At 63.5% G+C, this 12,733-nt stretch carries 7 protein-coding genes; 2 read left to right on the top strand and 5 right to left on the bottom strand.

Annotated features, from left to right (window positions below; all coding sequences use genetic code 11):
• Positions 1 to 53: 53 nt before the first annotated feature.
• Positions 54 to 1,835, bottom strand: a complete 1,782-nt coding sequence (locus tag H4V96_RS01650; protein WP_280720663.1) for a CHASE domain-containing protein — start codon at positions 1,833 to 1,835, stop codon at positions 54 to 56.
• A gap of 400 nt (positions 1,836 to 2,235) precedes the next feature.
• Positions 2,236 to 2,949, bottom strand: coding sequence for a 7-cyano-7-deazaguanine synthase QueC (gene queC, locus H4V96_RS01645; protein ID WP_010394734.1), 714 nt, complete (start codon positions 2,947 to 2,949; stop codon positions 2,236 to 2,238).
• Positions 2,950 to 3,160: 211 nt separating this feature from the next.
• Between queC and H4V96_RS01640 the strand changes: the two genes are divergently transcribed.
• Together H4V96_RS01640 and H4V96_RS01635 are read left to right on the top strand one after the other, a co-directional pair.
• A complete protein-coding gene (locus H4V96_RS01640; protein ID WP_343029686.1) occupies positions 3,161 to 5,083 on the top strand; it encodes an autotransporter assembly complex family protein in 1,923 nt (640 codons plus the stop codon).
• A gap of 8 nt (positions 5,084 to 5,091) precedes the next feature.
• Positions 5,092 to 9,507, top strand: a complete 4,416-nt coding sequence (locus H4V96_RS01635) for a translocation/assembly module TamB domain-containing protein (protein ID WP_280720662.1) — start codon at positions 5,092 to 5,094, stop codon at positions 9,505 to 9,507.
• Positions 9,508 to 9,681: 174 nt separating this feature from the next.
• On the opposite strand, the gene H4V96_RS01630 is transcribed toward H4V96_RS01635, so the two are convergent.
• From H4V96_RS01630 to H4V96_RS01620, 3 genes are all read right to left on the bottom strand, one after another.
• Complete coding sequence (locus H4V96_RS01630) at positions 9,682 to 9,921, bottom strand: hypothetical protein (protein ID WP_280720661.1); 240 nt, start codon at positions 9,919 to 9,921, stop codon at positions 9,682 to 9,684.
• A 25-nt stretch (positions 9,922 to 9,946) separates the two neighbouring features.
• Positions 9,947 to 10,099 (bottom strand): hypothetical protein, encoded by a 153-nt coding sequence (locus H4V96_RS01625; RefSeq protein ID WP_196856741.1) that lies wholly within the window; start codon positions 10,097 to 10,099, stop codon positions 9,947 to 9,949.
• 67 nt (positions 10,100 to 10,166) lie between these two features.
• Positions 10,167 to 12,674 (bottom strand): prolyl oligopeptidase family serine peptidase, encoded by a 2,508-nt coding sequence (locus tag H4V96_RS01620; protein ID WP_280720660.1) that lies wholly within the window; start codon positions 12,672 to 12,674, stop codon positions 10,167 to 10,169.
• Positions 12,675 to 12,733 lie beyond the last annotated feature (59 nt).

Genomic DNA, 12,733 nt, shown 5'->3' with positions numbered 1-12,733 from the left:
AGGACGCCAAGCAGCTTGCCCGAGCCGCCACGTACGGGCTCGGCCCAGCACGCTTACAACTGGGCCCGCCACGCCAGCTCCATCGTCTCTTGCGCATCGGCAACGGCATGCAGATCGCCGACGATCACGCGCTGGCCATCGTGCAGGGCTTGCGCGGCGATGCCATGCACGCCCTGCAGGCTGTCAAGGTCATGGCCATGGCTGGACAGATTGAAAAATGCGGGCAAGCTCGGCGCCGCGCCCAGCACCAGGCGGTGGCGGTTTTCATCGAGCAACAAGATGCTGCACAGCATGGCGGGATGGTCGGCTTGCACCCCCAGCACCACGCTTTCCAGCACCCGTTCCAGGGGTGCGCCCGTAGCCAGCATTTCCAGCACTTGCCGGCGCGTGTGCTCGCGCCGTTCCATCTGGCTGCGCTCGCTGATATCGCGGAAAGTCCACAGACGCGCCTGTTCGTTGCCCAACTGCATGCTGCGCACATACTGTTCGACCACCCGTCCATCGCGCAGGCGCAGCACGTCGCGCCGCTCGCGGTGGCCGTGCGGCGTATCGGCGCGTGCTCCCAGGAAAGGCGCCGCCTCCTCCAGCTGGCCTTCCACATGGCGCACCAGCGCAGCGTCATCGGCTTGCCAGTCGAGCACGTCGGGCACTTGCCACAGGTCGCGGAAGCGCCGGTTCGAGGTGAAGATGTGGCCATCGATGTTGTCGACCAGAATGCCGTCGATCGTCGAATCGAGGATGCTGCGCAACATGGCCTGGCTGCGCTGCGCCGCCTCAGCCATCGCCAGCACGCTCGCCTGGCCCTGCTCGAGCTGTTCGGTCAGCTCGCTCGAGCGCGCCAGCGCCACCTGTGCGCGGGCGCGGCCCAGCGCCAGCCGCCAGGCAGCCAGCGCCAGCAAGACACTGGCCAGCACGCCGGTCCAGGCCACCAGGCGAGGCCGCGCCAGCAGCTCGCCATCGAAGCCAGGCTTGGCACGCACGCGCAGGGTCCACGCATGGCCGGCGATACTGATCGCTTGCTGCGACACCAAGCCGTCCGACGCGGCCAGCGACCAGGCACCGGGCACGCTGTCATGCATCAGCGTCGCCTCGGCCAATCGGGTGCCGTCATAGATTTCCAGGTCCAGCAAGCGCGCGCCCTCGCCGCCCACGCCCGCCATCAGATCGCCCATGCGAAATGGTGCAAACACCCAGGCCCGCAAGGCGGCGCGCCGCTGCGCCACGCTGGCATGCGGCAAGCCATTGTCATACACGGGCAATACCATCAGGAAACCGTGCGCCTGGACATTGCCGGCATCTTGCACCAGCGCGATCTTGCCCGTCATGGCCGCTTGCCCCGTGTCGCGCGCCTGTTCAAGCGCGGCGCGACGCACGGGGTCATGCCAGATGTCATAGCCGAGCGCCAGCAAGTTGCTCTCGCTCGAAGGTTCCAGATAGGTGATAGGCGCATACCAGGCACGCAGGCCGGGCGGACGCACGGCATAGCCGGGATAGCCCTCCGCGCGCACGCCAGCTTCGTGCCGCGCCAGCCCGGCACCGGGCAACAGCGGCAGGTAGCCGATGCCATGGATGCCGGGAAAGAGCCGCTCCACCTGCAGCACCGCCAGATAGGCATGGAATTGGCTGCGCGCAACGTCCTGCGAACTGGCATACAGTCCCTGCACGCCTTGCAACACCTGGATGTAGGTCTGCATACGGACCACGATATTGCCCGCCAGTTGGCGCACGCGGAACTCAAAATCGGCCTGCACCTGTTGTTCGCTGGCGTCATGCGCATTGCGCCAGGCGCCATACGTCAGCCCCAGGCACAGCGACAGCACCAGCGCAGCTAGCACGCGCGGCCCCACCCAGTGCGACGCTGAGCGAACAAACCAAGACGGAGATGCGCGTGTAGGCATGACAGGCGGAAAAGCAGAACAGTTATCCAACCGCTACACGGCCAGCAGCATGACTGGCAGCGGGCTGCACGATTACCAGCGGTAGTCGATGTAAATGATAGTACGTTACAGCGGGCGCCCTTGCAATACTGAATATTGTATTAAAAAGACCACATATTTCGTGACTGCCATCACGTGTTCCGCGGCAAGTGCCGCGCTTCATTGACGAGCGCGTGCAGGTACAGCGCGGCGAAGAGAGCGTGCATGGCAAGGCGCTGGCGTGTCAAAAACACGGCATGGGCGCACAGCCTGCCGCGCCGTTGGACGCAACGGCGCAAGCTTTCTGTGGCAGCCCCGCTTACTTCGCCGCCTTGCGCGCAGCGTATTGCTGGTAGCCGTTCGCGCGCAGGGCGCAGGCGGGGCAGGTGCCGCAGCCATAGCCCCAGTCGTGCAGTTCGCCGCGCTCGCCCAGGTAGCAGGTGTGCGTGCCACTGCGGATCAGGTCGACCAGCGGCTGGCCGCCCAGGTCTTGCGCCAAGTCCCAGCTTTGCGCCTTGTCCAGCCACATCAGCGGCGTTTCCAGTTTCAAGCGCGTGTTCATGCCCAGATTCAGGGCCACTTGCAGCGCCTTCATCGTATCGTCGCGGCAATCCGGGTAGCCGGAAAAATCCGTCTCGCACATGCCGCCCACCAGCACCGTCAAGCCGCGGCGGTACGCCACGGTGGCGGCCACTGTCATGAACAACAAGTTGCGGCCAGGTACGAAGGTGTTCGGCAAGCCATTTTCCTGCATGACGATCTCGACGTTCTGCGTCATGGCCGTATCGGAAATGGCAGAAATCAATGACAGGTCTATCATGTGATCCTGCCCCAGGCGGCTGTCCCACTCGGGCGACTGCTCGCGTATCTGTGCAAGCAGGCCGGGACGCACGGTCAGCTCGATCGCATGGCGCTGTCCATAGTCAAAGCCGATAGTTTCCACGCGGCTATAGTGCTTCAAGGCCCAGGCCAGGCAGGTGGTGGAATCTTGTCCACCGCTAAAGAGCACCAGTGCGGAGTCCGTTGCTAGCATAATTTCTTTCTTTTCAGTTTTACTCTGTTGCAATCGTGCGCGAGGAAACGTGATTCCCTGCGCAAAAAATACTTATCCGTCCGCCATCAGTTTACCTATTCCGGTAACATACAGTCAGCATTTACTCATCTGGAGCACCATGTTTTCTGCACGACGCATACGGCAAAGCGCTGCCGGCAAGGCGATACGATCACCAATTTTGGCACAAGTCGTGACAAAAGTAATGGGTCAACTGACACTGGCCGTCGCCGGTGGTGCGACCTTGCTGTTTCCCATCGCCGCAGCCCGCGCGCAAGAGGGAGCACAAGAGCGCGTACAAGAGCGCCCCCAAGACGCTGTCGCCGACACCAGCACGGAAGCGGCGCCCGCGCCGCTGCAGTATGAGGTCAAGATCAATGCGCCCGGCGATCTTGATGAATTGCTTGAAAAAAACCTGGACCTGGAACGCTTCCGCGGCAACCCGCGCATGGACCGCGAACAATTGCAGCGCCTCGTGCGTGATACGCCTGAGCAAGCCAAAAACCTCGTCGCCACGGCCGGCTACTACACACCCGTCATCACGGTGCGCGTCGATACGACGGGCACCAAAACGCTCGTCATCGTCGACGTCGAAGCGGGCGCACCGGTCACTATCGACAAGGTCGAGCTGGAGTTGCGCGGCTTCGATCCCACGCCGCCGCTGGCAGCGTCCGCAGCATATGATACAGACGCGCTCAAGCGCAGCTGGCCGTTGAAGACGGGCAGCGTGTTTCGCCAGGCCGAATGGGAATCGGCCAAGCGCGCACTGCTGCGTGAAGTCGTGCAGACGCGCTACCCGCGCGCCCAGCTGGTCGATACGCAAGCTACCGTCGACCCGGAAACGCACACGGTGTCCTTGCTGGTGGTGCTCGACAGCGGCCCTGAACTGCGCTTCGGCGAACTGCGCATCGAAGGCCTGAAACGCTACCCGGAAGCGATCATCCGCAACCTCGACAAAATACGCGTGGGCGACTATTACAGCGAATCGGCGCTGCAATCGTTGCAGGCACGCCTGCAGGACACGGGCTACTTTGCCAGCGTGGAAGTGAGCGCCGACATGAGTAGCATCCTGAGCGAGCAGATCGAAGCGGGCCAGGAAAGCCAGCAAGCCGAGGCCGCCGCCGCAGAAGCCGAACCCATCAACCGCGGCCCCGCGCCACTGCTGCCGCTGGTGGTGCGCGTGACGGAAAACAAGCAGCAAAACGTCAGCGCCGGTCTCGGTTTCAGTACGAATACGGGCAATCGCGCCCAGCTCAACTATGACAACCTGAATGTGTGGGGCACGCGCTTCAAGAGCGCCGTCACCATGGAAACGAAGAAACAGACGGCGCACGCCAACTTCTACTTCCCCACCACCGAACGCGGCTACAACGACAGCGCGGGCGCCTCGTTCGAGCGCAGCGATATTTCCAACGAAATCACGGCCGTCACCACCATCTCGGCCAAGCGCAACTGGGGCGGAACCAACCTTGAACGCAGCCTGACGTTCGAGTTCCTCAGCGAAGACAAGACCGTGGTGGGGCTGGAACAGACGCGCAGCAAGAGCTTGCCCCTGACCTATGCCATCACCAAGCGCAGCCTCGACAGCCTGCTGTTCCCTACCAAGGGCTACGTCATCAATGCGCAGGTGGGCGGCGCCCTGCTGCCGGTGCTGACGGACGAGCGCTTCGTGCGCGTGGCCGGCAAGGCCGTGTATTACCGTCCGCTCGGTGAAAAAGGCGAGCTGATCGTGCGCGGCGAAATCGGCGCGCTGGGTTCGAAGGAAAAACGCGGCGTGCCAGCCGTGTATCTGTTCCGTGCGGGCGGCGACCAGTCGGTGCGCGGCTATGCTTACCAGGAACTGGGCGTAAAGCAAGGCGATGCCATCATCGGCGGGCGCTACATGCTCACCGGCAGCGCCGAATACCAGTACTGGTTCCAGCCGAAATGGGCGATTGCCGCCTTCTATGACGCCGGCAATGCCGCCGACACCGTGAAAGCGGCCATGACGCCAAAATCGGGCTATGGCCTGGGCGGGCGCTACAAGAGCCCCATCGGCCCCATCAATGTCGACGTGGCATATGGCCACGCAGTCCAAAAATACCGTTTGCACTTCTCTCTTGGATTCACTTTCTGATGTCTGATATGCCTACCGAATCGCACGATGCCGCACCACCCGCAACACCAAAAAAACCACGCCGGGCGCTGCGCTATGTGCTAATCGCCATCACCAGCCTGGCCGTGCTGCTGGGCGCCGCCTTCTGGTTCCTGGGCCGCGAATCGACCTTGCAGATGCTGGTACAAAAAGTGGCCAGCGCCAGCGGCGGCGACATCGCAGTGTCGGGCGTGTCGGGCTCGCTGTACAAGCGCATGCACCTGGGCCACGTCAGCTACCGCAGCAAGACGCAGCACATTACGGCCGACAACATCGACATCGACTGGTCGCCGTTCCAGTTCTTCTCGGAAGGCATCGCCATCAGCGAACTGCACGTGGCCAGCCTGACCGTGGAAAGCACGGCGCCCTCCGAAGAGCCATCGACGATGCCGGCCAGCCTGGCTGCGCCGTTCAAGATCGGCATTTCCGACGCGCGCCTGGACAAGGTCACCCTCATCAGTGCGGGCGGCAACACGGTATTTGAAAAAATCCACTTCACCTTATCGGGCGACAAGACGCAATGGCAGCTGGAAGATGCATCAGCTCTGACGCCATTCGGCCAAGCCACGGCCAGCGCGACCATTGCCGCCACGCAGCCGTTCAAGCTCAGCGGCAAGGCGAGCTTGACGCAGCGCACTGCCGCCGCCGGTGAAAAGCCAGCGGCCTTGAATCTGCAACTGGGCGGCGACCTGAACCTGCTGAACGTGACGGCCAAGGGCAGCGCGGGCGCGGCCACGGCCGATGCCCAGCTGGCGCTGGCACCGTTCGATCCCATCATCATCCTGCGCTCGGCCAGCATCCGTGGCCACAAGATCAATCCGGGCCGTTTTGAGGCCACCTTGCCGCAGGCAGACCTGAGCCTGGAGCTCGACGCCGCCATCGACACGCGCCCCAATGCGCAAACCGTGTCGGGCAAGCTGGCCATCCTTAACCACGCCACGCCCGGCCCCATCGACCAGCAAAAGCTGCCGCTGCGCCAATTCGAAGCGCACCTGGGCGGCACCCTGACGGCGACGACTTTGGAATCGGCCATCATCGATTTCGGCAACGCAGGAAAATTCACGGGTAGCGGCAAGCTCAAGCGCAACGCCGCCGATGCGCCCATCGGCACCGCGCAGCTGACCTTGCGCACAGACAAGATCGACTTGCAGCATATTGACAGCAGGATCAACAGCACAAAAATCGCGGGCGATATCGTGCTCGACAGCGACGGCAAGACGCAATCGCTGCGCGCCACACTGGGCGAAGCCAAGCTGCGCCTGGACCTGGAAGCCACCCTGGCAGATTCCCTGGTGCAACTGCGCAAGGCAAGCTTGCAAGCTGGCAAAAGCAGCGTCAACGCAACGGGCCAGATCAGCCTGAAGGACGCGCAGCCGTTCAAGGCCATGGCCAATGCCAGCCGATTGAACCCGGCCGACTTCGGCGCCTTCCCCGTGGCCGACCTGAACCTCGACGTGCGCGCCAGCGGCCACGTCACCCCGCAATGGCTGGCGAATGCGGACTTTACCGTCCGCCCCAGCAAGCTGCTCGACCAGCCTTTATCGGGCAAGGGCAAGCTGACAGCCGAGGCAAGCCATTTCAGCGGCATCGACGTGCTATTGGCGCTGGGCAAGAACAACCTGACAGCCAAGGGTAACTTTGGCGGCGCCGGCGAAAAACTCAACTGGAATGTCGATGCGCGCCAGCTCTCGGCCCTGAAAAACGACTTGCTGGGCGCCGTGCTGGCTAGCGGCGTGCTGCAAGGCAGCCTGCAGCAGCCACGCACGACGTTTGTTGCCGATGCGAAAGGATTAGGCCTCGCCAGTGGCAAGCGCCCGGCGCCTGACAGTGCCATTCACGCCAACGGCGAGGTGGGCTTGACGGGGCCGAAGAAGGAAGCGCAATTGAGCATGACGGGTTCCTTGCAAAAGATCAATCCGGCCGCCTTCGGCGCAACTTTACCCAACGGCAGCGTGAATGCGGACTTCAACGGCAGCAGCCGTCTAACCGGCGACTGGCAAGTGGCCCTGAACCTCAGTTTGCGCGAATCGACGCTGCAAAACGCGCCGCTGGCCGGCTATGCCAAGCTGTCGGCCAATGCGAAACGCGTCGACAGCGTCGATGCGGCACTGCGCCTGGGGCCGAACAGCCTGCTGGCCAAGGGCGCGCTGGGTGGCGCCACCGATCAACTGACGTGGAAACTCGACGCGCCGCAACTGTCGACCCTGGGTCCGCGCTTTGCCGGCATGCTGCAGGCAGCCGGTTCCGTGAGCGGCAAGATGGATGCACCGGCCGCACAGTTGACGCTCGAAGGCCGTGACCTGACCTTCTTTGGCGACCAGCAACTGAAAGCCATCAAAGGCAGCGCCAGCGTAGGCGCCGGTCAAGGCGCACTCGACCCCATGGTCAGCAGCCTGGACATCGCGGGCTACAGCACCCCCACCTTCAAGCTGGCCAGCGCCCGCTTGAGCACGACGGGCACGCGCGGCAGCCATACGCTCAGTTTGACGGCGCGCAACGACGATTTCGACGCCACGCTGCAAGTGCGCGGCAGCCAGAGCGGCGCCAACTGGACGGGCACGCTCGATAGCCTGCAAAACAAGGGCCGCTATGCACTGGTGCTGCAAGCGCCCGTGCCTGTGAAAGTGGCCGGTCCCGCCGACAGCGGCGTGGCGGGCCTGGGCCAGCCTGAACAAATCAGCGTGGGCAACACTGTCATCAAATTACCGGCAGGCAGCATCAACATGCAAAGCCTGGCCAAGAACGGCACTCGCTGGAGCAGTTCCGGCCAGGCGGCCGGCGTGGCCCTGAGCTATCTGGCGCAAGCGATTCCGTCGCTGCAAGCCAATGCGCGCAGTGACCTGACCCTGGGCGCGCAATGGTCGCTCGACATGCAGGTAGCGACGGCCAAGCAAAAAGACCCGTCTTTGGCCGGCATGCTGCACATCTACCGCGAAAAAGGCGATGTGACGGTGGGCGTGGAACAGCCGCTGGCGCTGGGCCTGCGCACCTTCGATGCGCGCGTGGATGTGGCCAACCAGCAACTGCGCCTGGCCATGAAACTCGATGGCGCGCGCGCAGGGCAAAGCGATATCAACGCCAGCGTGCAAATGCTGAGCGGACGCATCAGCAACGACAGCGCCCTCTCCCTGACGGGCACGACCAGCATCGATACACTGGCATGGCTGGCGCCGCTGACAGGACAGCCGGGCCTGGAGCTGGGCGGGGCCTTGAAAGTGACCCTGACCGGCAGCGGCACCATCGGTGCGCCGCAATTGAATGGCGACATCAGCGGCAGCAAGTTGCTGCTGAACTGGGCCGACCAGGGCTTGAAATTGCGCAATGGCGTGCTGCAAGCCAAGCTGGCCGGCGATCAGTTGCAATTGCAGCGCCTGAGCTTTGACGGCGGCGATGGCAAGCTGCAGGCTGATGGCTGGGTACGTTTTGCCAATGGCGAAGCGAGCATGGAACTGAAATTGATGGCCGACCGCCTGCAGGCGCTGTCGCGTCCTGACCGCACCTTGATCCTGTCGGGCAACAGCAGCCTGGTGCGCAACGACAAGCGCTTCAGCTTCGAAGGCAAGTTCAAGGCCAACCGCGCGCTGATCGAACTGGCGCCGCAAGATACCCCCACGCAAAGCAGCGACGTGATCGTACTGGGCAAGCAAGTCAAGGGCAGCAAGGAAGCACCGTCGCTGCCGCTCAATATCGACCTTGAATTCGACCTGGGCAATGCCTTCCACTTGCGCGGCATGGGACTCGATGCCGACCTGGCGGGCAATGTGCGCGCCCGCGTCACCAACCGCGCCGCGCCGCGCGTGACGGGCAGCATCAAAGTGAGCAACGGCCAGTACGCCGCTTACGGGCAGAAGCTGTCGATCGAACGCGGCTTGATCGCCTTCACGGGGGCCTATGACAACCCATCGCTCAATATCCTGGCCGTGCGCAAGCGGCCCGAAGGCGAGGCGCTGTCGGAAACAAATGTGGAAGCAGGCGTGGAAGTGCGCGGCACGGCGCAGGCACCGACGGCCAAGCTCGTGTCCACGCCGAGCGTGTCGGACAGCGACAAGCTGGCCTGGCTGATCCTGGGCCACGGCGCGGAGACGACAGCGGGCGATGAAATGGCCCTGCTGACGACGGCCGCAGGCGCCCTCTTCGGCGGCTCCGGCGGCGGCTTGCAAGGCAAGCTGGCCAATTCACTGGGCCTCGATGAAGTCGGCCTGTCGCAGGCGCAAGGGCTGGAAAGCACGGTGGTCACGGTTGGCAAGCGGCTGTCGTCGCGCGCCTACCTGACGTTCGAGCAAGGCACGAGCACGGCGACGAGCCTGGTGAAACTGCGCTACAAGCTGAACCGTCGCATCACCCTGCAATTCCAGACCGGGACCAACAATGCGCTGGACGTGTTGTACACGTGGGCGTTTGATTAGAGTGGCGGCCAACAATGTTGTCGGATTACGCCCTTGCGGGCTAATCCGACCTACGGTCCATGTGCATGTGCATGTGCGCAGGTCGGATTAGCGGCGCAGCCGCGTAATCCGACACCACAGAAACAACAAAGGGCGCCTCGGCGCCCTTTTTCTTGATCGGCCGCAAAGGCGATCTTACTCAGCCACGTCGAGCCCCCACTCGATCATGCCTTCGACATAGGCGCGCAAATATTGTTCCAGTGCCGGACCGGACAGCACGTTGGCCGTCAGCGTGCCGTAGGGCGAGCCTTTCAGTACGCCGTCGTGGTACACCCGCGCAATCCAGGCCACGTCCGCGCCCTGGGTGTGCTCGAGTTCATAGTTGAACGATTCTCCACTGACTTTGCGTGTGTAGACTTCCTTGAAAATTTCCATCTAAAACAGCCTTTCTTGACGAGGGTTACTGAGGATGCGGGTGCGGCACGGGATCGTCCTGCGGCACCGGATGCCCGGGCCCCGGATGGTGCCCGGGCGCTTCTTGTGGCACCGGCGCCGGCATGGGTGCATCGACAGGCGCCGGCTCGGGCGCGCGGTGGGCATGGATGACAGACATGGCTGGTCTCCCGGCAAACAAAGAAAGACCATACCACGAGATGCGCGCCACCTGTCCTGCGCGCCCCTTAATTTGCTGCCGGCTTGACGTCGGCGGCCGGTGGCACGGCGTTCTTCACATATTTCTCCAGCCAATTGTTGCTTTCATACAGCATCTGCATGATCGATTCGCGCGCGCGGTAGGCGTGGCTCTCGTTCGGCAGCATCACCAGACGCGCCGTGCCGCCCAGCCCCTTGACGGCCTGGAACATGCGCTCGCTCTGGATGGGGAAGGTGCCAGAATTATTGTCCTGCTCGCCGTGGATGATCAGCAGCGCGTCCTTGATCTTGTCCGCATAATTAAATGGCGACATGGCCTGGTAGACGGCCGGCGCCTGCCAGAACGAGCGCTCTTCCGCCTGGAAGCCGAACGGCGTCAGCGTGCGGTTGTAGGCACCGCTGCGGGCGATGCCGGCGCGGAACAAGCGCGTGTGCGCCAGCAAATTGCCTGTCATGAAGGCGCCATACGAGTGGCCGCCGATGGCGATGCGGTTGCGGTCAGAGACACCGCGCTTGACCACTTCCTCGACGGCCGCCTCGGCGTCGGCCACCAGTTGCGGCAAATAGGTGTCATTCGGCTCCTGCTCGCCATTTCCCACGATGGGGAAGGATGGATTGTCGAGCACGGCGTAGCCCATGGACAGGAAGGCAGCCGGGCCCCAGTAGCTGACGGCATTGAATTTATACGGCGAACCCTTGGTCTGGCTGGCGGCACTGGCGGTCTTGAATTCCTGCGGATACGCCCACATCAGGGTCGGCAGCGGGCCGTCGCGGCGGGCGTCATAGTTCGGCGGCAGCATCAGCGTGGCCGTCAGGTCCACGCCATCGGCGCGCTTGTAGCGGATCAACTCTTTCTGCACATCCTTCAACTGCGGCAGCGGATGGGGGAAATGCGTGAGGGCCGTCAGCTGCGCGGCACCTTGCAGTTTCAGGTTACGCACAAAGAAATTTGGCTGCTCGGTCGGCGATTCGCGCGTCGACAGCAAACGGCTGCCATCCTCGTCCAGCACGGCCACCACGTTTTCATAGTAAGGCGCGGCGCTCTGGAACAGGCGCTGCTTCTGTTTCGTCGCCAGGTTCAGGCGGTCGATGAAGGGACGGTCGCCTTCTTTCGAGGCACCCTGGCCGTCGAGCAGGATGGAACCGTCGGCAGCGATCAGCAAACGCGGCAAGCCGGCAGCGTCCGCGCGCATGACCGGTTGGCCCGGATCGTTGTAGCGGTCTTCGAAGGAACCGGCGTACACGAGGTCACCAGGCGTGCCCGCCACGGCGGACGGCAGGTCCGGCGCGATGCGCCACTGCTTGACGGCGCGCGTCTTGGACCACACTTCGCTGAGCAGGGCCAGGTCGCCACGGCCCCAGGCCACGCCCGCATAACGCGAACCGAGCTTGGCCAGCACGGCCGGCTTGTTGGCAAACGGCGCCGCCTGCGTGTAGACGATGTCACGGATCTCGGCCGCCCTGGCCGGGTCGCCACCATCTTGCGCCTCGGCCCACACCAGGGTGGCGGGTGCATCGACACGCCAGCTGACGGCGCGCACGCCGGCGGACACGGCATCATTACCCGGCGGCAAGCCTTCCTCCAGCGGCAGGGCCGCCACCGCATGCACCACCTTGCCATTCAGGTCGCGCACATCGATATGATGGCCGAAATCACGCGCCGGCACGCTGTAGGAGTACGGACGCACAATGCTAGTCGTGAGCAGGTGCTTGCCATCGGGCGAAGCCGAAGCGCGCGAGAACTGGCCCGGCTGGCCCACCAGGCGCTGCTTGCCCGTCACGTCAAGCAAGGCCAGCTGCACGGTGATGTAGTGTTCGAACAGCTGCGCATCCTGTTCGTTTTTCAGCAGGTCAGGATAGGTGCGCAATTGCTTGACGCCACCACCGGGTACGCTGTCCTGGATCGACGGGCCAGTCGGAATGCCGCTCGGCACCGGAGCCGCACCCAGCTTGGCCGGCTTCAACTGCACCAGCAAGGTCTTGCTGTCAGGCATCCAGGAAAAGCCGCGGCTAAACACGGTCGACAGGGGGACGCTGGCCAGCTTGCGCGCCGCTTTCGTCTGTACGTCAAGCAGCCACAATTGCACGCCGGACTCCTTGACCCCCTTGGCCGGATCGGCAAAGGCGATATGCGTAAACGCCAGGTAGCGCTGGTCGGGCGACCAGGCCAGGTCGGCGATGCGGGGCGAGACAGGCAAGCCGCTGACCTTGATTTCCTTCTGCGTATCGATGTCGAGTAAACCCAGTCCCGTGTGGAAGCTGAAGCGGCTGGCCGAATACGTGCGCGGATTGATGCGCAGGCCCGCCAGCTTCAGTTCCGGCTGCGCCACTTCACTCATGCTGGGCAAGGATGGCGTGGCCAGCACGGCGGCCAGATTGCGTTTCGGGCTCAGGCTCAGGGTCGGCGCCCGCGGTGCATCGACGATGGCTTGCAGGGGAGCCGGCGGGGCTTGATATGCACTATCTTGCGCCATGGCGAGGGAAGATGAGGCCATCAAGCCGAGAGTGATGGGCAGCAAAGGCAAACGAGTAGACATGGAGCTCCGATGGATGAGAGTGGTAACAACAGGCGAGCGCACCGCACCGCTCATGGGGG

Origin of the sequence: Janthinobacterium sp. CG_23.4 (assembly GCF_029892305.1) — a bacterium.
Taxonomy (GTDB): Bacteria; Pseudomonadota; Gammaproteobacteria; order Burkholderiales; family Burkholderiaceae_D; genus Janthinobacterium; species Janthinobacterium lividum_D.
Note: the sequence above shows the minus strand (reverse complement) of the source record. Positions and strands in the feature narration are given on the sequence as shown.

What these genes read in the sequence shown, in the direction of transcription:
- H4V96_RS01630 (WP_280720661.1), bottom strand. Translation starts at nt 9,921, where the DNA reads ATGGAAATTTTCAAGGAAGTCTACACACGCAAAGTCAGTGGAGAATCG.
- H4V96_RS01620 (WP_280720660.1), bottom strand. Translation starts at nt 12,674, where the DNA reads ATGTCTACTCGTTTGCCTTTGCTGCCCATCACTCTCGGCTTGATGGCC.
- H4V96_RS01635 (WP_280720662.1), top strand. Translation starts at nt 5,092, where the DNA reads ATGCCTACCGAATCGCACGATGCCGCACCACCCGCAACACCAAAAAAA.
- queC (WP_010394734.1), bottom strand. Translation starts at nt 2,949, where the DNA reads ATGCTAGCAACGGACTCCGCACTGGTGCTCTTTAGCGGTGGACAAGAT.
- H4V96_RS01625 (WP_196856741.1), bottom strand. Translation starts at nt 10,099, where the DNA reads ATGTCTGTCATCCATGCCCACCGCGCGCCCGAGCCGGCGCCTGTCGAT.